This is a genomic window from Streptomyces sp. NPDC002888, from assembly GCF_042888465.1.
Lineage (GTDB): Bacteria > Actinomycetota > Actinomycetes > Streptomycetales > Streptomycetaceae > Streptomyces.
Genome location: NZ_JBIAPU010000013.1, coordinates 225,441 through 248,397 on the forward strand (window position 1 = coordinate 225,441; position 22,957 = coordinate 248,397).

The 22,957-nt window shown below is 71.1% G+C and carries 23 protein-coding genes and 3 tRNA genes; 11 read left to right on the forward strand and 15 right to left on the reverse strand.

From position 1 onward, the window contains the following. Positions 1–245: 245 nt before the first annotated feature. Together ACFYWX_RS22585 and ACFYWX_RS22590 are read right to left on the reverse strand one after the other, a co-directional pair. A complete protein-coding gene (locus ACFYWX_RS22585; protein ID WP_389425848.1) occupies positions 246–959 on the reverse strand; it encodes a FadR/GntR family transcriptional regulator in 714 nt (237 codons plus the stop codon). 172 nt (positions 960–1,131) lie between these two features. After that, positions 1,132–1,205: transfer RNA gene (locus ACFYWX_RS22590), tRNA-Lys, on the reverse strand. Positions 1,206–1,389: 184 nt separating this feature from the next. Between ACFYWX_RS22590 and ACFYWX_RS22595 the strand changes: the two genes are divergently transcribed. The 6 genes from ACFYWX_RS22595 (at position 1,390) to ACFYWX_RS22620 (ending at position 7,075) form a co-directional block, all read left to right on the forward strand. Then, positions 1,390–2,490 carry a peptidoglycan-binding protein gene (locus ACFYWX_RS22595; protein ID WP_389425849.1) on the forward strand — a complete coding sequence of 367 codons (1,101 nt, stop codon included), beginning with the start codon at positions 1,390–1,392 and terminating at the stop codon, positions 2,488–2,490. Positions 2,491–2,546: 56 nt separating this feature from the next. Further along, complete coding sequence (locus ACFYWX_RS22600; protein ID WP_389425850.1) at positions 2,547–3,659, forward strand: SPFH domain-containing protein; 1,113 nt, start codon at positions 2,547–2,549, stop codon at positions 3,657–3,659. 98 nt (positions 3,660–3,757) lie between these two features. Then, on the forward strand, positions 3,758–4,363 hold the full coding sequence (locus ACFYWX_RS22605; RefSeq protein WP_389425851.1) for a lytic polysaccharide monooxygenase: 606 nt from the start codon (positions 3,758–3,760) through the stop codon (positions 4,361–4,363). A 28-nt stretch (positions 4,364–4,391) separates the two neighbouring features. Further along, positions 4,392–4,823, forward strand: a complete 432-nt coding sequence (locus ACFYWX_RS22610) for a DUF3592 domain-containing protein (RefSeq protein WP_389425852.1) — start codon at positions 4,392–4,394, stop codon at positions 4,821–4,823. 88 nt (positions 4,824–4,911) lie between these two features. Then, on the forward strand, positions 4,912–5,379 hold the full coding sequence (locus ACFYWX_RS22615) for a DUF3592 domain-containing protein (protein ID WP_389425853.1): 468 nt from the start codon (positions 4,912–4,914) through the stop codon (positions 5,377–5,379). A gap of 40 nt (positions 5,380–5,419) precedes the next feature. Continuing rightward, positions 5,420–7,075 carry an AMP-binding protein gene (locus ACFYWX_RS22620; RefSeq protein ID WP_389425854.1) on the forward strand — a complete coding sequence of 552 codons (1,656 nt, stop codon included), beginning with the start codon at positions 5,420–5,422 and terminating at the stop codon, positions 7,073–7,075. Here the strand turns inward: ACFYWX_RS22620 and ACFYWX_RS22625 are convergent. From ACFYWX_RS22625 to ehuB, 6 genes are all read right to left on the reverse strand, one after another. Further along, positions 7,041–7,114 (reverse strand) — tRNA-Lys (locus ACFYWX_RS22625). The genes ACFYWX_RS22620 and ACFYWX_RS22625 overlap by 35 nt on opposite strands. 91 nt (positions 7,115–7,205) lie before the next feature. Further along, positions 7,206–7,964, reverse strand: coding sequence for an IclR family transcriptional regulator (locus ACFYWX_RS22630; protein ID WP_389425855.1), 759 nt, complete (start codon positions 7,962–7,964; stop codon positions 7,206–7,208). Positions 7,965–8,171: 207 nt separating this feature from the next. Next, complete coding sequence (ehuA, locus tag ACFYWX_RS22635; protein ID WP_389425856.1) at positions 8,172–8,954, reverse strand: ectoine/hydroxyectoine ABC transporter ATP-binding protein EhuA; 783 nt, start codon at positions 8,952–8,954, stop codon at positions 8,172–8,174. Next, positions 8,944–9,594 (reverse strand): ectoine/hydroxyectoine ABC transporter permease subunit EhuD, encoded by a 651-nt coding sequence (gene ehuD / locus ACFYWX_RS22640; protein ID WP_389425857.1) that lies wholly within the window; start codon positions 9,592–9,594, stop codon positions 8,944–8,946. Before ehuD ends, ehuA begins: the two co-directional genes overlap by 11 nt. Next, entirely contained in the window at positions 9,594–10,298 is a 705-nt protein-coding gene (ehuC, locus tag ACFYWX_RS22645; protein WP_389425858.1) for an ectoine/hydroxyectoine ABC transporter permease subunit EhuC, read from the reverse strand. Before ehuC ends, ehuD begins: the two co-directional genes overlap by 1 nt. Then, the gene (ehuB, locus tag ACFYWX_RS22650) at positions 10,295–11,221 is read right to left on the reverse strand and encodes an ectoine/hydroxyectoine ABC transporter substrate-binding protein EhuB (RefSeq protein ID WP_389425859.1); all 927 of its coding nucleotides are present in this window, start codon (positions 11,219–11,221) and stop codon (positions 10,295–10,297) included. Before ehuB ends, ehuC begins: the two co-directional genes overlap by 4 nt. Positions 11,222–11,328: 107 nt before the next feature. Between ehuB and ACFYWX_RS22655 the strand changes: the two genes are divergently transcribed. After that, positions 11,329–11,823 carry a DUF3830 family protein gene (locus ACFYWX_RS22655; RefSeq protein WP_389425860.1) on the forward strand — a complete coding sequence of 165 codons (495 nt, stop codon included), beginning with the start codon at positions 11,329–11,331 and terminating at the stop codon, positions 11,821–11,823. Here the strand turns inward: ACFYWX_RS22655 and ACFYWX_RS22660 are convergent. Together ACFYWX_RS22660 and ACFYWX_RS22665 are read right to left on the reverse strand one after the other, a co-directional pair. Beyond that, a complete protein-coding gene (locus ACFYWX_RS22660; protein ID WP_389425861.1) occupies positions 11,804–13,195 on the reverse strand; it encodes an amidase in 1,392 nt (463 codons plus the stop codon). The two genes, ACFYWX_RS22655 and ACFYWX_RS22660, sit on opposite strands and share 20 nt — an antisense overlap. Positions 13,196–13,212: 17 nt before the next feature. Then, positions 13,213–14,160, reverse strand: coding sequence for a D-2-hydroxyacid dehydrogenase (locus ACFYWX_RS22665; protein ID WP_389425862.1), 948 nt, complete (start codon positions 14,158–14,160; stop codon positions 13,213–13,215). A gap of 142 nt (positions 14,161–14,302) precedes the next feature. Here ACFYWX_RS22665 and ACFYWX_RS22670 point away from each other — a divergent pair, with 142 nt between their 5' ends. The 3 genes from ACFYWX_RS22670 (at position 14,303) to ACFYWX_RS22680 (ending at position 17,058) form a co-directional block, all read left to right on the forward strand. Continuing rightward, on the forward strand, positions 14,303–15,088 hold the full coding sequence (locus ACFYWX_RS22670; RefSeq protein WP_389425863.1) for an aspartate/glutamate racemase family protein: 786 nt from the start codon (positions 14,303–14,305) through the stop codon (positions 15,086–15,088). Further along, positions 15,085–15,816: an aspartate/glutamate racemase family protein gene (locus tag ACFYWX_RS22675; protein WP_389425864.1), complete on the forward strand. Its 732-nt coding sequence runs from the start codon at positions 15,085–15,087 to the stop codon at positions 15,814–15,816. The genes ACFYWX_RS22670 and ACFYWX_RS22675 overlap by 4 nt, the downstream gene beginning before the upstream one ends. A gap of 144 nt (positions 15,817–15,960) precedes the next feature. Beyond that, entirely contained in the window at positions 15,961–17,058 is a 1,098-nt protein-coding gene (locus ACFYWX_RS22680; protein WP_389425865.1) for an LLM class flavin-dependent oxidoreductase, read from the forward strand. 601 nt (positions 17,059–17,659) lie between these two features. On the opposite strand, the gene ACFYWX_RS22685 is transcribed toward ACFYWX_RS22680, so the two are convergent. Then, positions 17,660–19,492 carry a putative bifunctional diguanylate cyclase/phosphodiesterase gene (locus tag ACFYWX_RS22685; RefSeq protein ID WP_389425866.1) on the reverse strand — a complete coding sequence of 611 codons (1,833 nt, stop codon included), beginning with the start codon at positions 19,490–19,492 and terminating at the stop codon, positions 17,660–17,662. 323 nt (positions 19,493–19,815) lie between these two features. On the opposite strand from ACFYWX_RS22685, the gene ACFYWX_RS22690 reads away from it, so the two are divergent. Next, positions 19,816–21,078, forward strand: a complete 1,263-nt coding sequence (locus ACFYWX_RS22690; RefSeq protein ID WP_389425867.1) for a M6 family metalloprotease domain-containing protein — start codon at positions 19,816–19,818, stop codon at positions 21,076–21,078. 123 nt (positions 21,079–21,201) lie between these two features. On the opposite strand, the gene ACFYWX_RS22695 is transcribed toward ACFYWX_RS22690, so the two are convergent. The 4 genes from ACFYWX_RS22695 to ACFYWX_RS22710 all read right to left on the reverse strand — a co-directional run bounded on the left by ACFYWX_RS22695 (position 21,202) and on the right by ACFYWX_RS22710 (position 22,895). Continuing rightward, positions 21,202–21,275 (reverse strand) — tRNA-Lys (locus tag ACFYWX_RS22695). Further along, positions 21,266–21,835 (reverse strand): bifunctional DNA primase/polymerase, encoded by a 570-nt coding sequence (locus tag ACFYWX_RS22700; protein ID WP_389425868.1) that lies wholly within the window; start codon positions 21,833–21,835, stop codon positions 21,266–21,268. Before ACFYWX_RS22700 ends, ACFYWX_RS22695 begins: the two co-directional genes overlap by 10 nt. Before the next feature lie 142 nt (positions 21,836–21,977). Next, positions 21,978–22,343 carry a hypothetical protein gene (locus ACFYWX_RS22705; RefSeq protein WP_389425869.1) on the reverse strand — a complete coding sequence of 122 codons (366 nt, stop codon included), beginning with the start codon at positions 22,341–22,343 and terminating at the stop codon, positions 21,978–21,980. A 171-nt stretch (positions 22,344–22,514) separates the two neighbouring features. After that, positions 22,515–22,895 (reverse strand): nuclear transport factor 2 family protein, encoded by a 381-nt coding sequence (locus ACFYWX_RS22710; RefSeq protein WP_389425870.1) that lies wholly within the window; start codon positions 22,893–22,895, stop codon positions 22,515–22,517. Between the last annotated feature and the right edge of the window lie 62 nt (positions 22,896–22,957).

The window sequence follows — 22,957 nt, forward strand, 5'->3', positions numbered from 1 at the left end:
GGCGCCTCATCGGCAAAGTCACCTGTTCCGTGTCATTCCTCCCTGAAGACACGGAAGCGCGACGTTCCGGTTGCGGATGCCCCCCTCGGCATCTTGTTCGCGAACGGGGCCCCTCTCCCCGCAAGTCGCGCAACCGGATGCATGCCCCCAACTGCCGCGCATCCACAGCAGCTTGAGAGCCAGGGTTCTACGGTGTTCAGCATGATCGCAAGACGCGAAACGCGGTGTTTACCGGTCATACGCGCTCATTGTTGCGCGTGTGGGGCCCTTATAGCTGCGGTATGGACGGTAGTGGACAATCGTGCACGAATGTGATCGAAATGGTCTCTTATGGCGTTCTCTGCCCGAACGGAGTCGCCCGATCGAACGGCATCAACGATCTCTCGATGTTGCCGGCATGTGACCTTCGGATCCCGCGGAACGTCCACCAGATCAGTGCGTACGCGATGGAACGCGTCCCAGAACGCCTCCAGGACCTCGCTCAGCAGAGCGTTGTCCAGCCCCCGGTAGAGGGTGGCGTGAAAGGCGCGGTCGGTCTCCGCGAAACCGTCCCCCTGCGCGGCCCGCTCCTCCATGCGGTCGACGAGTGCGTCCAGCTCGCCGATGTCGCCGTCGGGGATCCGCCCCGCGAGCCGGGAGATCAGCCCCGTCTCCACCGCCTCACGCAGTTCGAGCAGCTGGAGCAGGCTGTCCTCGCCCCGGTAGTGCCCGGCGACCGTACGGAAGGTGAGGCCCTCGATCATGGGGGCGAACGTCATCGGGCCGACGTAGGTGCCGAAGCCGTGCCGGATCTCGACGATGCCCATGGCCTGGAGCGCCTTCAGCGCCTCCCGCACCGAGTTCCGGCTCGCCCCGAGGAACTCCATCAGTTCGGGCTCGGTCGGCAGCGGGGCCCCGGAGGCCAGCCGCCGGTCGACGATCAGCTTCTTGATGCGCTCCTGGAGGTCACGGGCTGCCATGGCGAGAGAGTATCCGGCCAAACGAGAAACGGGCCCCTCGTTCGTGCGAGGAGCCCGTCCTGTCGGGGGTGTGGGTGGCGGAGCCCCCACAGGGCGCGGCGCCAGCCGCGCAGAAGCAGCGATGGCGAGTCGCGTCCGCGCTTTTTGCGGACGTGCCTCGCCATCGCCATCGTGCGCCGCCAGGGACTCGAACCCCGGACCCGCTGATTAAGAGTCAGCTGCTCTAACCAACTGAGCTAGCGGCGCCTACTGACGCCGTAACTCTACCGGACGTCGAAGGGTGCTCCGGACCACCGTCCGGGGCCCGATCGCCCTCCGGTGACCCCCGTACATCATTCGGACCGTCAACATGCGCGTGGCGATACCAGTTGAGAAACTGGCGAACGTGTACAGGCGCGGACATTTCCACCTGGAGTGTGAAGGGAATCGCATGGAGACTCCGGTATTCGAGGAATTCGATCCCGAGAGCGACTGCGACTGCCCGGGACGCGCTTTCCGGCGTCGCGCCCTGCCGCATTCCCCGGTCGGCCGCACCGCCGTCCACCGCATTCTGATCATCGCGGCCGCCGCCTCCACGGCGCTCGGCGCGGGCCATGCCGTACCGGCTCTCGCCGCCCCGCACGCTCTCACCCGGTTCGGCTTTCCCGCAGGTGACGAGCCTGATACCCCGCAAGGCGGCAAGGCTCCGCTGCACGGCCGCGCCGGGACGTCGAGCCGGCCGACGGACCCGGTCAGGACGCCCCCGACGACCCGTGCGGAGATCATCACGCGGGCGAGGGAATGGGTCGCGGCGAAGGTGCCGTACAGCATGAGGGCCTACTGGTCCGACGGTTACCGGCAGGACTGCTCGGGCTTCGTGTCGATGGCCTGGAACCTGCCGGGAAACGAATGGACGGGCAGCCTCCATCAGTACGGCGAACGGATTTCCAAGGAGGAACTCCAGCCCGGCGACATACTGCTCTTCCATAATCCGGCGAACCCCCAGAACGGCTCGCACGTGGTCCTTTTCGGCGGCTGGACGGACTACAGGCACAGGTCCTACATGGGCTACGAGGAGGCGCGCCCCTACGCCCGCACGCGGGCCACTCCGTATCCCTATCGGAGCAACTCGCACCGGTATGTCCCGTACCGCTACAAGGGGCTCACGGCGGAGGCTGCGGGCGAGGAACCGGCCGAGGACGACGGGACAGAGGAGCCGACCGGGGGTGCCGGGCCGGCCGACGATGGTGTGACGGTCACGGCGCTCTCGGGGGACGCGGCATACGGGCCGGGGCGCGCCACGGCTGTGCGGGTCCCGGAGTACCCGGGCCGGGCCAAGTTCCGGCCCGGTGCTCGGAACGCGTATGTCACCCAGTTGGGCAGGCAGCTGGTGAAGAAAGGATTCGGCAGGTACTACACGGCAGGTCCGGGGCCGCGCTGGGGCGAGGCGGACCGGCGAGCGGTCCAGGCGTTCCAGCGCACCCAGGGCTGGCGCGGCGGAGCGGCGGACGGCTACCCGGGGCCGGAGACCTGGCGGCGGCTCTTTTCCTGACGCATCTGACGCATCTGACGCATCTGACGCATCTGGCGCGGAGGCTGGAGGCACGCATGAGTACGACCACTTCACCGACTCCCGAGCCCGAGGGGCCGTCCCGGCCGGCCCGGCTCATCCAGAACGAGGTGACCACCGAGATCCCCGTCCACCTGCTCTTCCGCGACGACCCCGACCACCTTGGGCCGGTGCCGGTCAGGCCCGCCGTGGTGGGGAGCCGGCAGGGCACGGGTGAGCAGCCGCGCCTGCGGCGGTCGGTCCCGGCGAAGGCGCGGGTGGTGGCCGAGGTCGATCCGGCGCTGGTGGAGCGGCCCGCGCGGGTGTTGCCGGGAATGGTGGGGCTGTTCGCCGGGGCCTGTGGGGTGGCCGGATGTGTGGCCACCTCGTGGTGGGCGGGCGCGCTGCCGCCGGTCGTGGTGGAGGCGCTGCGGCTGCCGGCCTCCGCGGGGGCCGGGCTCGGTCCGGCGCAGTGGGCGGCGTACACCGGGGCGGGCGCGCTCGGGCTGTTCGGGTTCGGCGGGCTGGCGCGCGGCCGCACCGGGCGGGCCTGGGTGCTCGATCTCTTCGGCCGCTACCGGGGGACGGTCCGGCGCACCGGCCTGCTGTGGGTGAATCCGCTGCTGTTGCGGCAGCGGGTCGATGTGCGGCTGCGGCACTGGCGCAGTGAGCCGATGCCGGCCGCCGACGGCAACGGGGTGGCGCTGCGGGTGGTGGTCCTCGTGGTGTGGCGGGTGCGGGACACCGCGCGGGTGACGCTCGGGGTCGAGGACCACGAGACGTATCTGCGCGAGTGCGTCGAGGCGGCGCTCGCCCGGGTGCCGGTGGGGATGCCGGGGAGCGCGCGGGCCTCGGTGGACGCGACGGGGGAGGCGCTGACCCGGCTGGTCGTGGCGGACGCGGGGGCGGTCGGCCTGGAGGTGTTCTCGGTGCGGCCGGTCCGGGTGGAGTACGCGCCCGAGGTCGCCGCGGCGATGCACCGTCGCCGTATCGCCGCGCTGGACGCACAGCACCGGGCGAGCGTGCTCACGTCGGTGGTCGACTCGGTGGAGGACACGGTGACGCGGCTGACGATGCGGGGGCTGGTGGAGCTGGATGACTACGAACGCAAGGTGCTGGTGAAGGACTTGACGGTGGCGTTCTGCGCGGGGCGCGGAGAAACGAGCCCCTGATTGGTATGGACATGTTCAAGTAGCGGTCATAAATTGAGACTTGGTCTAGACCTGCACGGCTCACGGAACCTCCCCACACGTTCTCCAGGAGCGGCAGCATGCGCAAAAAGACCAAGTGGTACGCCGCCGTGCTCGGGCTCACCACGGCGGGGGCCTTCGTGCTCTCCGCCGGAGGCGCGAGCGGCCACGGCTACACCGACCTCCCCGTCAGCAGGCAGAAGCTGTGCCAGAACGGCTCGGTGACCAACTGCGGCGACATCCAGTGGGAGCCGCAGAGCGTCGAGGGCCCCAAGGGCTTCCCCGCCTCCGGGGCGGCCGACGGCCGGCTCTGTTCCGGCAACAACACGCGCTTCGCCCAGCTCGACAGCCCGCGCGCCCCGTCGGGCGGCGCCTGGCCGACCACCCGGGTCTCCGGCGGCCAGAGCTACACGTTCCGCTGGCAGTTCACGGCGATGCACGCCACGACCGACTTCACGTACTACGTCACCAAGCCGGGCTGGAACCAGAACCACAACCTGGCCCGCTCCGACCTCAACCTCACCCCGTTCCTGACCGTCCCCTACGGCGGTCAGCGTCCCCCCTCCACCCTCTCCCACAGCGGCCGACTGCCCTCCGGCCTGTCCGGCCACCACGTCGTCCTCGCGGTCTGGACGATCGCCGACACGGGCAACGCGTTCTACGCCTGCTCGGACGTGACCTTCTGATCGGTGTCTCGGGTAGGGTCCGCGTCCCATGGACGCCCTTTTCAACATCGTCATGCCGCTCTTGATCGCCCTGCTGGTGTGGGGCGGGTTCGCACTCGTACGGCGGACCCGGGAGCGGCGGGCCGCCTGGGAGAGCGGGCTCACGGCACCGGCCCGAGTGGTGCGCGCCTGGGCCACGACCCAGATGGTCAACAACGTGGCCCGGCGCGTGCAGTGGCACGAGTACGACTACACGACCGGCGACGGTCTCGCGGTCCGCTTCAAGGAGAGCGGCGGGCCGCGGGACCGTGCGGTCGGCGAGGAGGTCCTCGTGTACTACGTGGCGGGGGATCCGGAGAAGGCCACCGCGTCCGCGCCCCAGCCCGGCAAGGACACCGCCGGTGCCGTGTTCGGGCTGTTCTTCATCGGTGCGGCCGTCATAGCGATCCTGTACGCGTGGGCGACGATGCCGGAACTCTGAGCTTCACTTGAGTCACACCCCGAGGTCCGACGGGTACGGTCCCTGCACACCGGCCGCTCAGGCCGGCGCACGGACCTCGGGGGAGTTCATGGAAGTCTTCTTCTACATCGTGCCGATGCTGATCATCGCGATCGTCGTGTTCGCCGCCGTCTCGGTGACCGGTCGTACCCGGCAGGTCAGCCAGGCCTGGAACAGCGGTCTCACGGCCGAGGCGCGCTGTCTGCGGTCGTACACGACGACCAGCGGCGGCGGTGGTGACAGCTCCGTGCACACGACGCTGCACCACGTCTACGAGTTCGTCACCCGCGAGGGCCGCCCCGTCCGGTTCGAGGAGAAGAACGGGCCGGGAACGATCGTCGAGGGCGACATCGTCACCGTGTTCTACACGGCGGACCGGCCCGAGCGCGCCACGGCCCACACCCCGGCGCGCGGGAAGCTGGCGGCGAGCACGGGCTGCATGCTGGTGTTCTTCGGAGTGGTCGTCGCCTTCTGCGTCTTCTTCATGGTCACCGCCCACCTGATGTTCTCGGCCGAAGGCGACTTCCTCCTGCCGTGACCATCCACATCTGACGGTACGTCAATTACCGTGCGCCCCCATGGAGTCCACAAGGGGTACCGTCGCCGAACTCGTGGCGGCGCGGTGGGGCGACCAGCGGCCGGGGCTGTGGTTCGAGGAGAAGGTGCTGACCCAGCACGAGGTGGCCGCGGGCGCCGCGGCCCGCGCCGCACTGCTGGCCGACCTGCTGCCGCCGGGCGCGGAGCCGCACGTGGGGGTCCTCCTCGACAACACCCCGGAGTTCCCGCTGTGGCTGGCGGCGGCGGCCCTCGCGGGCGCCGCGATCGCCGGGATCAATCCCACCCGGCGAGGCCCGGAACTGGCCCGCGACATCCTCCACACCGAGTGCCGGATCCTGGTCACCGAGCGGGCCCACCTGCCCCTCCTCGACGGCCTCGACCTGCCCGGCACACGCTTCCTCGTCACCGACACCGAGGCCTACGACGACCTGCTCGCCCCCTACGCCGACGCCCGCCCCGACGCCTCCCGCGCCACCCCGGCCGACCGTCTCCTGCTGTACTTCACCTCCGGCTCGACCGGCGCCCCCAAGGCGGCCCTGTGCTCCCAGGGCCGTCTGGCCGCAGCCGGGCGCTCCCTGGCCGGGCAGTTCGGGGTCGGGCCGGACGACGTGCACTACGTCTGTATGCCGATGTTCCACGGCAACGCAGTGATCGCCGACTGGGCGCCCGCGCTGGCGGCCGGGGCGGGGGTGGCCCTGCGCCGACGGTTCTCGGCCTCCGGCTTCCTCGCGGACGTACGGCGGTACCGGGCGACGTACTTCACCTACGTGGGCCGGGCCGTCCAGTACCTCCTGGCCACCGAGGCGCGGCCCGACGACCGGGACCATCCCCTGCGGCTCGGCTTCGGCACCGAGGCGGGCGCCGTGGACGCGGCGGCCTTCGAGCGGCGGTTCGGGGTGCGGCTGGTGGAGGGGTACGGCTCGTCGGAGGGCGGGGCGGCGATCCAGTGGGTGCCGGGGACACCGGCGGGGGCGGTCGGGCCGGCGGCCCCCGGACTGCTGGTGCTCGACCCGGAGACCCGTCAGGAGTGCCCGCCGGCCGTCTTCGACGCGGCGGGGCGGCTGTTGAACGGCGACGAAGCCATCGGTGAGCTGGTGAACACGGGCCCCAGCCCCTTCGAGGGCTACTGGCGCAATCCGGTGGCGGACGCCGAGCGACGCAGAGCGGGCGGGTACTGGACCGGTGACCTCTTCTACCGGGACGACGACGGCTTCCTGTACTTCGCGGGCCGCACCGACGACCGGCTGCGCGTCGACAGCGAGAACCTGGCCGCGGCGATGATCGAGAACATCCTCGCCCGCTACGGCGGCGCCGAGGCGGTCGCGGTGTACGCGGTGCCGGATCCGGTGACCGGGGACCAGGTGATGGCGACGATCGCCGGGGACTTCGAGCCCCGGTCCTTCGCCGCGTTCCTTCGCGCCCAGCCGGACCTGGGGACGAAGATGGCGCCCCGGTTCGTGCGGGTGGTGGAGCGGATGCCGGTCACGGCCACGAACAAGATCCACCGGGCGCAGCTCAGGAGGGAAAGCTTCCGGTGCGCCGACCCGGTGTGGTGGCGGCCGCCGGGGGAGCGCGCGTACCGGAGACTGACCGAGGAGGACGCCGAAGGGCCCCTCGTGTCCACGAGGGGCCCTTCATCTGTGCGCCGCCAGGGACTCGAACCCCGGACCCGCTGATTAAGAGTCAGCTGCTCTAACCAACTGAGCTAGCGGCGCATGACTCTCGCCTTCCGCTCTCCGCGGTTGGCGACAAGAAAAATACTACCTGGTCCGGGGCGGTGCTTTTGACCACGCTCCAGGGCAGGGCCTAGAGGGCCAGCGACAGCAGCACCGGCGCCGCGCCACGGTTCAGTCGGTCCGCCGCCCGGCGCAGCCGGTGGGCGTGTTCGACCGGGAGGGAGAGGGCGAGGCAGCCGACCGACGAGCCCGCCGTGATCGGGACCGCCGCGCAGACCGTGCCGATCGCGTACTCCTGGAGGTCGAGGACGGGCACGGTGGGTGCCTGGGACTCCAGGCGGGAGAGCAGGAGCTTGTCACTGGTGATGGTGCGCGAGGTGAGGCGGGCCATCTTGTGCCGGGAGAGATGGTCACGGCGGCCGTTGTGGTCGAGCTGGCCGAGCAGGCTCTTGCCGACCGCGGTGGCGTGGGCGGAGTAGCGGAAGTCCACCCACTCGTTGACCGCGGGTGTGGCCGGGCCGGCCGCGTACTGGGTAACCTTGACCTCGCCGTCGACGTACCGGCTGATGTAGACGGCGGCGCCCACGGAGTCGCGCAGCCGGTCGAGGGTGTGCTGGAGGTGCTCGCGCACGGCCTGGTCGTGGCCGTGGGCGGAGCTCAGGCGGGTGAGTGAGTCACCGGTGACGTACGTCCCGTCGGCGACCTGCGCGACGTACCCCTCGCGGCGCAGCATCAGCAGGAGGGTGGTCAGCCGCTCCCTGCCGAGGCCGGTCCGGCGTGCGAGTTCGGCGTCGGTGACGCCGGTGGAGTGTCGTGCCACTGTCTCCAGGACGCGCAGGGCGTCCTGGGCCGAGTGGTACGGCGCGGTCGGCTCGTGCTTCAGCGCCACGGTTGTCCCCCTGCGGTCGCTTTCTGGGCCGTGATCCGGACAGCGGATCCCCTCCACGATAGCTGTCAAACGGCCGGTGTGGAGTGGTTGTTGGCGAGATTGTGGCCCTCGCTCGACCCCCTCAACTGCGGCACTGACCCGTTGGCATATGCCGCCGTCAAGGACCGGCCCCGAGACCTGGAGTGACGCTACCGACGCGTCGCGTAATTACAGGATCGCGCTGAGGAATTCCCGGGTCCTCTCCTGCTCCGGGTCGCTGAAGATCTTCTCGGGCGGACCCGACTCGATGACCCGGCCGGAGTCGAACATCAGTACCTGGTCAGAGATGTCCCGGGCGAAATTCATCTCGTGGGTCACGCAGAGCATCGTGATGTCGGTGGTGCGGGCGATGTCACGGAGCAGGTCGAGGACACCCGCGACCAGCTCCGGGTCCAGCGCGGAGGTCACCTCGTCGAGGAGCAGCACCTGCGGCCGCATCGCCAGCGCTCGCGCGATCGCCACCCGCTGCTGCTGGCCGCCGGAGAGCTGGGAGGGCCGGGCGTCGCACTTGTCGGCGAGGCCGACCAGGTCGAGCAGTTCGCGGGCGCGCGCCTCCGCCTCGTCCTTGGACAGGCCGAGCACGGTCACCGGGGCCTCGGTGAGGTTGCGCAGGACGGTCATGTTCGGGAACAGGTTGAACTGCTGGAAGACCATCCCGATCTTCTTGCGGACCTCGCGACACTGCTTGTCCGACGCCGGGAAGAGCCGCTGCCCGTCGACGGTGATCGTGCCCTCGTCGGGCTTGGTCAGCGTCATCAGCAGCCGCAGGATCGTGGTCTTGCCCGACCCGGACGGTCCGATGAGGGTGACGTGGCGGCCCGCCTGCACCGAGAAGTCCAGGTGGTCGAGGACGGTGTTGCTCCCGAACCGCTTGGTCACCTGTTCCAGGCGGATCAGCTCGCTCGGGGTCGTATGGAGGTCGGTCGGCTGCTTCGAGGTGTCAACGGACAAGGCGTCGCTCCAGGGTGCGCAGGAGAAGGGAGGCCAGATAGGAGATGACGATGAAGGCCACGCCGATCACCGTGAGGGGCTCCGTGAACTGGAAGTGCTGCTGGGAGAAGAGCCGTGCCTGGCCGAGCATGTCCAGGATGGTGATCACCATCAGCAGCGGCGTGTCCTTGAGCATCGAGATGACGTAGTTGCCGAGCGCGGGGACGACCCTGCGGATCGCCTGCGGCAGGATCACCGAGGTCCACGTCCGCCGTCGCGACAGGTTCAGCGCCGTCGCGGCCTCCCACTGGCCGGGGGGCACCGCCTCGATGCCGGCCCGGTAGACCTGCATCGTGTACGTCGAGTAGTGCAGCCCGATCCCGATCACACCGGTGGTCAGCGCCGAGAGGGTCACGCCCCACTCGGGCAGCACGTAGAACAGGAAGAACAGCTGGACCAGCAGCGGGGTGTTGCGCACGAACTCCGTCACGACCCCGACGGGCCAGCGCACGAAGCGGCTCGGCGTGCGCATCAGCAGCGCCCACACCAGCCCGAGGACGAACGAGATCAGCGAGCCGAGTGCCAGCGCCTGGAGGGTGACCAGCAGGCCGTCCCAGAACTGCGGCATGAAGTCGGCCACGGCGTTCCAGTCCCACTTCATCAGGCACCACCGCCCACGCCGATGGGACCGGGTTCCGTGACGACCTTGCGCTCCGGCGCCTTCCCGACGTTCGCCTTCAACCGCGTCTCAAGACCGCGCATCACCCGGGTGAGCAGGAACGCGATCACGAAGTAGATCAGCAGGATGTACGTGTAGATCTCCGCGCTCTCCTGCAGCGCCAGGCGTACCAGGTTGCCGCTGAACGCCAGGTCGCCCATGCCCATGATCGACACCAGCGCGGTGCCCTTGAGCAGCTCGACGAGCAGGTTGGAGAACGGCGGGATCATCTCCGGCACCGCCTGCGGCAGCAGGATCAGCCGCAGCCGCTGCCAGGGCGTGAAGCTGAGCGCGATCCCGCCCTCCTTCTGCGCCGGGTCGACGGCGACCAGTGCGCCGCGCACGATCTCCGCGCCGTACGCGCCGTAGGTCAGCCCGAGCGCCAGCGTGCCCGCCCACAGGGGCACCAGCTGCCAGCCGAAGGCGGGTGGCAGCACGAAGAACACCCAGAAGATCATCACCAGGGCCGAGGTGCCGCGGAACACCTCCGTGTAGAAGCCCGCGAGGAAGCGGACGATCCACAGCCGGTGGACGCGCGCGACGCCGACCACGAAGGAGACGCCGGCGGCGAGCAGCGAGCTGAGGACGAGCAGCTGGATGGTGATCCATACGCCCTTGAGTACGAGTTCCCAGAGTCCCGAAGTCATCCGCCGCACAGCTCCTTCGCGGTCAGATCGGTCATCTCGGCCTTGGTGAAGCCGAAGGGCTTGAGGATCCGGAAGAGCTCGCCGCTCTTCTTCAGCTTCCGCAGCTCGACGTTGAAGGCGTCGCGCAGCTTCGTCTCGGTCTGCCGGAACGCGAAGGCGCCCCCGTCGACGTGCGGTTTGCCGTCCACGAGCGGCGTGAACGGCTTGGTGGACTCGGCCTTACTGGACTTCTTCACCACCTCACGGGTGGTGAGCGCCGTACCGGCGAACACGTCGACGCGTCCGGCCTCGACGGCGTTCAGGCCCGCGACCTGGTCGGGGACGATGAGGATGTCGCCCTCCTTGTACCCCGCGTCGACGGCGTACTGGATCTCGGCGTACCCGGTCCCGGTGGCGAACTTCGCCTTCTTCTCGACGACGTCCTGGTAGTTGTGCAGGCCCTTGGGGTTGCCCTTGCGCACGATGAAGGAGTCGAGCATCTGGTAGTCGGGGTCGGCGAAGATGACCTGTTCACAGCGCTCGGGAGTGACGTACATCCCGGCCGCGACCGCGTCGAACTGCTGGGAGTTCAGGCCGGGTATGAGCGAACCGAACTCGGTCGGCACGGGTTGCACCCTGTCCACCCCGAGCCGCTTGAAGACGGCCTTGGCCAGTTCGGGCGCCTCCCCGGTGAGCTGCCCGTCCCTGTCGATGTACCCGAACGGGATCTCACCGGCGATCCCGAGCCGTACGACACCCTGCGCCCGCAACCTGTCGAGCAGGTCACCGCCTTCCACGCCGGACGCGTTGGCCACGCGAGAGCAGCCGGCGGCGCCCAACGCGCCGAGCGCCGCGACCCCCGCGAGCAGCGACCGGCGAGTGGGCCCGAAGTCGGGTTCGGGGCTTCTCCGTGGACTGTGTGGACTTCTGAGTGGTGGAGCCATGGGCGCGCGGCTACCCGACGACATGGCACTTATGCAGATCTTTTCAAGCCCCGCACGACGTGCGGGCACCCTTGACCGCGGCGGCGTCGGGCACTCCCATGGAGGACATGGCTGATCGCTTCATCGAAGTCTCGCTGGTCACACGCGACATCCACTGCACGGCCAAACTCCTGGACGACCGTGCCCCGGTCACCTGCGCGACGGTCTGGGACGCCCTCCCTCTCGCCGGTGACGTCTACCACGCAAAATACGCACGCAATGAGATCTACGCCCTTTTCCCGCCTTTCGCGACATCAGAACCACCTCTGGAGAATCCGACGGTTACTCCCATTCCGGGGGATCTCTGCTATTTCTCCTTCGCCGGGGCGGAGCTGGGCACGAAGGCGTACGGCTACGACCGCGAGGTCCGCCCGGGCGCGACGCTGGTGGACCTGGCCCTGTTCTACGAGCGCAACAACCTGCTGCTCAACGGCGACGTGGGCTGGGTGCCCGGCATCGTGTGGGGTCAGGTCGTGGAAGGCCTGGAGGAGATGGCCGCCGCCTGCAACGACCTGTGGCGCTCGGGCGCGGCGGGGGAGACGCTCAGCTTCCGCCGGAGGTGACCCCCGCCTCGTACAGCGCGTGAGCCGCGCGCAGGACGAGGTCGTCGCGGTGGCGGGCGGCCACGAGTTGGAGGCCCACCGGGAGGCCGTCGCCGTCCGTGCCCACCGGGACGCTCGCCGCGGGCTGTTGGGTCAGGTTGAAGGGGTAGGTGAAGGGGGTCCAGCCCGTCCAGCGGTGCAGGCCCGAGCCCTTCGGTACCTCCGCGTCCGCCTCGAACGCGGTGATCGGCAGGGTCGGCGTGACGAGCAGGTCGTAGGTGTCGTGGAAGCGGCCCATGCGGCGGCCGAGTTCCATGCGGATGTCCACCGCCGTCAGGTAGTCCAGGGCGGTGTAGCGGGCGCCCCGTGCGCAGATCTCGCGGAGGCCGGGGTCCAGAGACTCCCGCTGGACAGGGGTCAGATGCTGGGCCACGCGGGCCGCGCCGCTGAACCACAGGGTGTGGAAGGCCTCGACGGGGTCCGTGAAGTCCGGGTCGGTCTCCTCGACGTACGCGCCGAGGGCCGCGAGCCGCTCCACGCCCCGCCGTACCGCCGCCGCGACCGCCGGCCGCACCGCCACCTGACCGCCGAGCGAGGGCGAGTACGCGACCCGCAGCCCGTGCACGCCCTCTCCCAGCACGCCCGAGTACGGCCGGCCGGTCGGCTCCAGCGCCGACCAGTCCCGGGAGTCCGGCGCGGCGATCACGTCCATCAGCAGCGCCGCGTCCACCGCGTCGCGGGTCATGGGGCCGACGTGCGCAAGGGTGCCGAAGGCGCTGGCGGGGTAGAGCGGCACCCGGCCGTACGTCGGCTTGAGCGCGAAGATCCCGCAGAACGCGGCCGGGATGCGCACACTGCCCCCGCCGTCCGTGCCCAGCGACAGCGGTCCCGCGCCGAGCGCCACCGCGGCCGCGCTGCCCCCGCTGGAGCCGCCCGCGGTGCGCGAGGGGTCGTGCGGGTTGCGGGTCACGCCCGTCAGCGGCGAGTCCGTGACGCCCTTCCAGCCGTACTCGGGTGTCGTCGTCTTGCCCAGGAAGACGGCGCCGTGCTCGCGCAGGCGGGCGACGGACGGGGCGTCCTCGTCCCAGGACCCCGTCTCCGACACGGCTTTCGAGCCGCGCAGGGTCGGATGGCCGCGCAGCAGCAGGATGTCCTTGACCGTGACGGGAACCCCGTCCAGCAGGCCCGTCGGCTCGCCCCGCCGCCAGCGTTCCGCCGACGCCCGCGCCTGCGCGAGCGCCTCCTCGGGGAGGAGCCGGACGAACGCGTTCACCTCCGGCTGGATCCGCTCGGCCCGCTCCAGGGCCGCCCGGACCGCCTCCACGGGGCCGAACTCGCCCGCGCGATAGCCGTCGATCAGTTCTGCGGCGGTGAAGTCGGTGAGTTCCGTCATGCGCCCTCCCGGGACGGTCAGTGGCCTGGTACGTACCCGCGCTTCTTGTCGACGACGTTCGTCAGCGGTTTCCCGGCCGCCCAGCGCTCGAACAACTCCAGGAACTGCACGGCGAGTTCGTCCCGCCAGCCGATCGTGTCGCCGCTCATGTGCGGGGACACGATCAGGCCCGGCACCTGCCACAACGGGCTGTCGGGGGCGAGGGGTTCGGTGGTGAAGACGTCCAGCGCCGCGCCCGCGATCCACCGCTTGGCGAGCGCCTCGGCGAGCGCGTCCTCGACGACCAGTTGCCCGCGGCCGACGTTGACGAAGCAGGCGGACGGCTGCATCACGCCGAAGCGGCGGGTGTCGAACATGCCGTAGGTGTCGTCGGTGAGCGGCGCGGCCGCGATGACCCAGTCGGCGCGGGCCATCAGCCGGTTCAGGTCGTCGGGTCCGTGGATGCCGGTGCGCGGGACACGGCCGACGATCGCCGTCGTCACGCCGAGCGCCTTCAGCGTACGGGCGATCGCCCGGCCGATCGGCCCGGAGCCGACCACGCAGGCGCGGGTACCGGAGACCCGCCGGGTCTCGCGGTGCCGCCACTCGCGCCGGCGCTGCAGCTCCCACGTCCGGGGCAGATCCTTCGCCATCGCCAGGACGAGGGCGGCGACGTACTCGGCGATCGGCTCGTCGAAGATGCCGCGCGCATTGGTCACCACCGTGTCGGACACGGCGAGTTCCGGACACATCAGATGGTCCACGCCCGCGCTCGCGGTGTGCACCCAGCGTGGTCGCGGCCCCTCGCCCGGCCACGCCTCGCGCACCGCGTGCGAGGCGAAGTCCCAGACCAGCAGCACGTCGGCCTGCGGAAGCCGCTCGGCGAGGGTGTCGGCGTCCGCGTGCACGATGCGCGCGCGTCCGGTGAGGCGGCCGAGACGGGGGAGGGGATCGGCGTCGAGAACGAGCAGGGTGGGTGCGGTCATCGGGATGGGCGTTCCTCACGGAGTGACCAAGTGTCTGACATGCACGGATTGACCACGCTCGCACCCGAACCTACCTTCGTCAACACGGGCGAGCGTACGGTCCGTTGTCCCTCCGTCTCTCACGGTGAGGCCGGTGCCTGCCATGGACATCACTTTTCTCGGCGGCCCTCGCTCCCAGCGCGGTGTCGGTGTCGTCGCTCCCTTCGACTTCGCACTCGACCGCGAGCTGTGGCGATGGGTGCCGGACGAGGTCTCTCTGCACCTCACACGCACGCCGTTCGTGCCGGTCGAGGTGAGTCTGGATCTCGCCCGCCGGGTGAGCGAGCACGAGACGCTGGGCGAGGCGGTGCGCACGCTGATCGCCGTCGCGCCCGAGGCCGTCGCCTACGCCTGCGCATCGGGCAGCTTCGTCGGCGGGACCGCCGGGGAACGGGCCATGTGCGAGACGATGACCCGGGCGGGCGCGGTGCCGTCCGTGACGACCTCCGGGGCGCTCCTGGAGGCGCTGGCGGAACTCCGCGTACAGCGGGTGGCGCTGGTCACGCCGTACACGGAGTCGGTCACCCGGGCCCTGGAGGCGTATGTGGCCCAGGCGGGCGTACGGGTCACCGGCCGCGCGTACATGGGCCTGACTCGGCACATCTGGAAGGTCCCCTACCGGGACGTGGTGGCCATGGCGCGCCGGGCGGTACGGCCGGGAAGCGCCGATGCCCTGTTCATCTCCTGCACCAACCTGCCCACGTACGACGTGATCCCTCAGCTGGAGGCCGAACTGCGTATACCGGTCATCTCAGCCAACCAGGTCACGATGTGGGCGGCGCTGCGCCTGCTGGGTACCCGAGCCGTGGGGCCGTATCAGGCGCTGATGGACGAGTCGGCGCGGGCGTGGCCCGCACTGCCCGAAGAACAGCAGGAAGGCTGGACATGACCGCACTCGGATTCCTCTACCCGGGCCACTCCGCAGAGGACGACTATCCGCGCATCGAGCAGCTCCTGGGCAGTGACATCCGGCTGGACCTCGTCCACACGGACATCGGCGAGGACGCGCACCGGGTCGACGCCCTGCTGCGGATGGGGGCGCCCGAACGGCTCGCGGCCGGGGTCGAGCAGCTGCGGCTGGGCGGCGCGGAGGCGGTCGTGTGGGCCTGCACCAGCGGCAGCTTCGTGTACGGCTGGGACGGCGCCCGGGAGCAGGTGCAGAACCTGGCCACCACCGCCGGTCTGCCCGCCTCCTCGACGTCCTTCGCCTTCGTGCACGCGGTGAGCGAGCTCGGGCTGCGGCGGGTCGCCGTCGCGGCGACCTATCCGGAGGACGTGGCCGGGCTCTTCTCGGAGTTCCTGCGAGCGGGGGGAGCGGAGGTGACCGCCGTGCGCGGCGCCGGGATCATCACGGCGGCGGAGGTCGGCACGTGGGGCGAGGCGGAGGTCCTCGAGCTGGCCCGCGCGGCCGACACCCCCGACGCGGAGGCCGTCCTGCTCCCCGACACCGCCCTCCACACCGCCGCGCACATCCCCACCCTGGAGAAGGACCTGGGCAAGCCCGTCCTCACCGCCAACCAGGTCACCGTCTGGGAGGCCCTGCGCCTGGCGGGCCGCCGCGTGAACGCTCCGGCGCTGGGGGTGCTGTTCACGCGGGAGCCGCTGGTGCAGGTGTAGGTCGTCCGGAAGGGGCGTGCGGAGGGGGCTTTCGGAACGAGCCTGCGGAAAGGTCTTCCGGAAAACCCCGGGAATAAGCGGGGACTGCCTCCTGTTAGGGCGCGAGGACAGCGCACGGCCCGACAACAGGAGGCAGGCACCGTGGTGGCAGACGCAGACGCAGACGAGATCCGGGGCACGACACTCGGTACCGCCCCCGCCCCCCTCTCCGTACTCGACCTGGTCACCGTCGGCACCGGCAGCACCGCCACCGACGCGCTGCGCACCAGCGTCGACCTCGCGAGGTTCGCCGAGGCCCGGGGCTTCCACCGCTACTGGGTCGCCGAACACCACTCCATGCCGGGTGTCGCCTCCTCCTCCCCGGCGGTGATCCTGGCCCACCTCGCCGCCCACACCGACCGCATACGGCTCGGCTCGGGCGGCGTGATGCTCCCGAACCACGCCCCGCTGGTCATCGCGGAGCAGTTCGGCACGCTGGAGGCCATGGCCCCCGGCCGTGTCGACCTCGGCCTCGGCCGCGCCCCCGGCACGGACGGCGCCACCGCGGCCGCCCTGCGCCGCACGGACCGGCTCAACGAGGGTGCCGACGACTTCCCCGAGCAGCTCGCCGAACTGACCCGCTTCCTCGACGACGACTTCCCCGACGGCCACCCCTACCGCCGCATCCACGCCATCCCCGGGCCCGTCCAGTCGACCGCGCCCGGTGGCGTCCAGTCCCCGCACCGCCCGCCGGTCTGGCTGCTCGGCTCCTCCGGCTTCAGCGCCCGCCTGGCCGGCATCCTCGGTCTGCCGTTCGCCTTCGCGCACCACTTCTCGGCGCAGAACACCATCCCGGCGCTCGACCTGTACCGGGAGTCCTTCCGGCCCTCGGCACTCCTCGACGAGCCGTACGCCCTCATCGGCGTCTCCGTGCTCGCCGCCGACGACGAGCGCGAGGCCCGCCGTCAGGTCCTGGCCACCGGTCTCAGCATGGTCCGCCTGCGCACCGGCCGCCCCGGCCTGTTCCCCTCCCCCGAGGACGCGGAGGCCCACGACTTCAGCCCGCTGGAGCGCGAGTTCGTCGACTCCTGGACCACCAACATCGTCCACGGCACCCCCGACGAGGTCCGCACCGGCCTCGACGACCTCCACAAGCGCACCGGCGCCGACGAACTGATGCTCACCAGCCACGCCCACCGCGGCACCCTCCGCCTCCGCTCCTACGAACTGATCGCGGACGCGTACGGGTTGCCTACGGCGTGAGGACGCGGCGGATGCTGTAGGGCCCGGGGCCCCGGGGCCCGGGGCCCCACCCGCCCGGGGACGGCCCCCGGCGCCACGGGGTTCCGCCGGGCGTGGGTCGCGGGCCCGGCGCTGCCGGGGTGCCGCCTGCGCCCACCCTCCCCCACTCTCGGCTTCGCTCGAGCGGGGGCCCCATCGCCCCAGGCGGCACGCATGCCCCAGGGTGCCGCGTATGGCCCCGCCGGAAGCCGCCGGAAGCCGCCGGAAGCCGCCGGAAGCCGCCGGAAGCCGCCGGAAGCCGCCGGAAGCCGCCGGGCCACCCGGGGTGAGAAGGGCTGGGCGAAGGGCTGCTACTCACGGCGCCCGCGTGGCATCGCGGGCGGCGAGGCGGGCGGCGCGCCGCACCGCGCCGCCGTCGAAGGCGGAGCCAGGGTCTGGCGTGGGCTTGCGGACGTGTCCGGGTTGTCTGCGGTGTGAGAGCGAGGCGGACGTTGTAGGGCTTGCCGCCCCGGGGTCCACCCGGCGGGGGACGGCCCCCGGCGCCGCGGGGAATCGCCGGGTGACCGAAGCCGCAGCGAGGCGGGCGGCGCGCCGCGCCGCGCCTCCGTCGGCTCGTGGATGCCTACGGGTTGCCCACCGCGTAGGTCTCGCTTTGCAGTAGCTCGGAGATACGATCCGGCGGCACCGGGCGGGAGTACAGCCAGCCCTGGCCGGTGTCGCAGCCGATGCCGCGGAGGCGGGTGGCCTGGGCGGAGGTTTCGACGCATTCGGCGGTGACGGTGAGGCCGAGGCGGTGGGCGAGCTGGATCATGGCCTCGACGATGACCTCGTCGGCCTGGTTCGGCGGTACGGCCGGGTCCTTGGCGCCCTCGTACTGGAAGCCCCGGACGAAGGAGCCGTCCAGCTTCAACACCGACACCGGCAGGCGGCTGAGGTAGGCGAGGTTCGAGTAGCCCGTGCCGAAGTCGTCGATGGCGATGTGGACGCCCATGTCGCTGAGGGCCTGGAGCGCCTGGAGGGGGCGCCCCGCGGAGCCCATCACCGCCGACTCGGTGAGCTCCAGCTGGAGCAGCTCGGGCGCGAGCCCCGTCTGCGCGAGGATGTCCGCCACGTCGGCGACCAGGTCCGAGTCCCACACCTGCCGGACGGCCACGTTGACGCTGACGAAGATCGGAGGCTCGTCCGGGTGGTCCAGCTGCCAGCGGCGTGCCTGACGGCAGGCCGTGGCCAGCACCCAGCGACCCAGCGGCACGATCGAGCCGTCCTCCTCGGCCAGCCCGACGAACCGATTCGGCGTCAGCAGGCCGAACTGCGGGTGGTCCCACCGCACCAGCGCCTCGACACCCCGCAGCCGTCCGTCCGACATGCCCACCAGCGGCTGGTACTCCAGCACGAACTCCCCGCGCTCGATGGCCGGCCGCAGCGCCGACGACAGGGCCTGGCGGGTCACCAGATGCGCGTTGCGCTCCGGGTCGAACAGCGTCCAGCGGTCCTTGCCGTCCGCCTTCGCCCAGTACAGCGTCGTATCGGCCGCCTGCATCAGCCCGTTCGCGGTCGTGCCCGCCGCGTGCCGCTCCACGACCCCGATCGACGCGGACAGCGACAGCCGCCGGCCCGCCAGGTCGAACGGCGCCTGAAGAGCCTTCAGCACGGACTCGGCGAGCTCCGCGAGCTGGTCGGTCCCCGTGGAGTCCTCGACCAGCAGCGCGAACTCGTCACCGCCGAGCCGCGCGACCAGCGGCGTGCTCGCGCGGGCGTACCCGGCCTCGTCGGCACAGCGGGTCAGCCGTTCGGCCACGGCGGCCAGCAGACGGTCGCCGACGCGGTGGCCGAGCGTGTCGTTGATCGCCTTGAAGCCGTCCAGGTCCAGGTAGCACAGACCGATCCGGCCCGTCCCGCCCTGCTCGTACGTCTCCGCCTCCAGCGCGGCCGAGAGGCGTTCGAAGAACAGCGTCCGGTTGGGCAGCCGCGTCACCGGGTCGTGCATCTGCATGTGCCGCAGCCTCGCCTGGAGTTCACGGCGGGCGCTGATGTCGGCGACGGAGAGCAGCACGCCCGGTTCCGCCTCCCCGAGCGGCGCCACGGTGAGCTGCGCCCACAGCGACTGCCCGTCGGGGTGCTTGAGGCGGCGCGTGCAGCGCAGCCGCGCCTGACGGCCGCGCAGCACCTCGCGGTAGGCGTGCCAGATGCGCGCGTCGGAGGCCAGGTCCACCAGATCGGCGGCGACGCTCCCGGCGAGGGCCTTCGGCTCCGTGCCCAGCAGCGCGCCCAGTGCGTCGTTGCCGCTGACCACCAGGCCCTCGCGGTCGACCACGGCCATGGCGAGCGGGGCGGCCGCGAAGGCGGAGCGGTATGAAGGAGGCTCGGCACGAAGAGATGCATTGATGTCACTCTCTGTGACGGCTGACCGGTCGAGGTCTGCCGCGGGCGTCGGCCCTTCGGACGTTTCGTTCACCGCTCGCTCCCGCAATGCAGTCGATCGTTGTCCGTGCAGCAAAGTGCGCCGATCATAGAGGCTGTCCCCAGGCCCTTCCAGCCGGAGTCCAGTGTCCCGGAACGCTCCTGGGGCGACTCACCCTTCTGGCAGATCGTTTCTGCCCGCGCCTGGACGGGTTCTTCAGGCCGCCGACCGCTTGTGACGTTCCGTGAGTGATTCGGGGTGTCGGTTTTACCCGCTTCCCGGGCTCCTCACTCATCTGGGGCAGGCAAACAGGGCATACAACATCAAAATCACACAGGCTGGGTGCGGTGTCCCGAGATCCGCACCCGGAGGTCCCTGTGCCGCGTCAGCTCCCGCGCTCCCGACTGCGCAGCACCGCGGCCGTGTTCACCACCCTCTCGGCACTCGCCGCGACCTCCATCATCACCGGCCCCTCGGCCGCCGACCCCTTCGTCACCACCCCCTGCGCCCTGCAGCGCACCGCCGCCCACCACTCCGAGGGCCTCGACACCTGGAACGCCGCCTATCCGCGCCCCGCCCGCTCGCTGAAGGCCGTCATGGTCTTCCTGTCCTTCCCGGGCTGGACCCCCATGACCACCCCCGCCGAACTCGCCGCCGACCACTTCCCGGCCACCAGCGAGTTCTTCGCGCGCGCCTCCTACGGCAGGTTCACGCTGCGCCCGCATGTGCTGAAGCGCTGGATCCGGATGCCGAAGCCGTCCACCGCGTACGCCATACAGCGCGACTGGAGCCCCGCCCACCGCACCGCCTACCTGCGCGACGCCCTCGCCGCGGTCGACAGCCAGGTCGACTTCTCCCGCTACGACATCGTCTACTTCGTCGCCGACCCGGACGCGCCCGGCGTGGACTCCGACGCCACCAAGGTCGTCAACCTCGACAACCCGCTGCACGCCGACGGCACGGACATCCGCCGGGTCGTCACCGTCTTCGAGCAGCATCCGCCGGACCGCCTGGTCCTCGCCCACGAGACGGGGCACGTCTTCGACCTGCCCGACCTCTACCGCAGGCCCACGGACGGCAAGGGTGACTGGGACACCCATGTGGGGGACTGGGACCTGATGGGCAGCCAGTTCGGGCTCGCTCCCGATCTCTTCGCCTGGCACAAGTGGAAGCTCGGCTGGCTGGACCCGCGCCAGGTGGTGTGCGTCGGCGGGCCGCAGCCGACCCGGCTGACGCTGGAGCCGCTGGGTGCCGGGCCGGGGGTGCCGGTGACGGGCGCCGCGGGGGCGCCGGTGTTCGGCCTCGGCAGCGGCACCAAGCTCGCGGTGGTGCGTACGGGCGCCGACAGCGCGATCGCCTTCGAGGCGCGCGGGCCGGTGGGCAACGACCGGGCCGCCTGCCGTGCCGGGGTGCTCGTGTACCGGGTGCGCAGCGAGACCGAGTCCGGGCGCGGCCCCGTAGAGGTGATCGACGCCCACCCGCGCTCCGAGGCCTGCTGGGAGGACTCCGTCTATCCGCCTCTCGCGGACGCCCCGGTCGGCCTGGGCGAGGGCTTCACGGTGCCGGGGGAGGGCGTACGGGTGGATGTGGAGGGGCGTACGGCTTCCGGAGCGTGGACGGTGCGGATCGCGGTCGGCTGACGCTCGGCCGACCTGGAGGGGGTGTGGGTGGCGGAGCCCCCACGGCGCGCGGTGGAGCCATGCAGAAACAGAGATGGCGAGGAGGTTCGCGTTTTCCGCGAACACACCTCGCCATCGCCATCGTGCGCCGCCAGGGACTCGAACCCCGGACCCGCTGATTAAGAGTCAGCTGCTCTAACCAACTGAGCTAGCGGCGCCTTCTGACGTCGTAGACCTTAGCATCCTGGTCGGCGGGAGGAAAAATCGATATCCGCACGGCCGCACGGGCCGCCCGGACGGCCGCCCAGAGCAGGATCTCGGGGCCCGGCAGCCAGGGGTGACGGGTGTCGGGGGCGACGAGCCAGCGGGTGGTCCGGGGGTGCGCGCCGGGGACGGCGGGCGCCGGCGGGGGCACCGTCACCGCGTCGCCGTTGCCGTGGCACAGCAGCGGCGGGATGTCCGCCGTACGGCTGCCCGAGCCCCACTCCTCCCACTCCAGCAGGGTCGGCAGCCGCTGGGCCGTGCCGGGCGCGGCGAACAGCAGCATCCGCCCCCGGTACTCCGCCACCGGGCCCGAGCCCGGGCCCTCGTCCCAGAGCCGGTCCAGCATGCGGCGTCCGAAGAGCGCGGGGGTGTTGACGACGTCGAAGGCGGCGCCGCAGGGCAGCACGACCGGAGCGTCCGGCTGCTCGTCCCAGAGGGCGAGCGTGCTGCGGGGATATGTGCCGGCCGAGGCGAGCCAGGCGACGCCGTCCGGGGTGACCCATGCACTGCTCATGCCGACAGGTCTACCGGCCGTGAGCGTCCGGTCTCCGACGGTTGCGAGAAACCCGGACAGGGATGGGCCGGAAGGAGTATCTTGCCCGCCCGGCATATGCCAGGGCGAGATGCGGGCGGCGGGGTCGCTGAGGGGGCCGGGCTCAGCCGGGATCGGCGTACCCCGTCCCTTCCCCTCCGCTCTGCAGCTCCCGTCCGAACTCGACCATCTTCTTCGCGTAGTCCTCGGTCCACTCGGCCCGCTCGGCGATGTCCGCCGGGGTCAGCCGGTCGAACCGCCGGGGGTCGGCGAGCTGGGCCGCGGCGATCGCCTGGAACTCCATCGCCCGGTCGGTCGCCGCACGGAACGCGTGCGTCAGCTCCGTCGCACGCGCCAGCAGGTCCCGCGGGTCGTCGATCGACTCCAGATCGAAGAAGTGCTCCGGGTCGGCGCTCGCATCCGCGGGCTCGAAGAGCAGGGGCGCGGGGCGTAGCCGCGGTTCGTTGCGACGCGGCGTGGGCTCCGCCATGTCTTCATCTCCTCCTCGTACGGTTCGGCGCCGCCGGTGGGTGGGCCGTCTTCCATTGTCGCCCGGGCGCGCAAGGGGGTCTGGCCGCGCGAGAACCAGGCCCCCGACCCCCGCACCTTCAAGGCCTGAAGCCCACCCGATGTTCCCCGAGGTGTGCCGACACCACGTGCATCAGAACATCCCGTTCGGGGTCTGCTCGGGCTCCGGCACCGGCTGCACCACGTCCCAGTGCTCCACGATCTGCCCGTCGACCAGCCGCCAGATGTCCGCGACCGCGAGGCCGCGCCCGCCGCCGGGAGGCGTCATGTGGTAGTGCACGACGACGTGGTCGCCGTCGGCGACGACCCGTTTGAGGTCGAGCCGAGCCCCCGCCACCGGGGCGGTGGCGATGTACTCGATGAACGCGTCCCGTCCACTGGGGTTGCCCGGGCTGTGCTCGACGAAGTCCTCCCGCAGGAGGGTCCGGAGCACCTCGATGTTGCCCGCCGCGAACTGCCGGAAGCCGTCGATGACCTGTTGCTTGTTGCGTTCCGCCGCACTGGTGTCAGTCATGGGGCGACTCTCGCCGCCCCGGGACGTACCCGTCGATTACGTCCCGGGTAATGGCGGGTGAC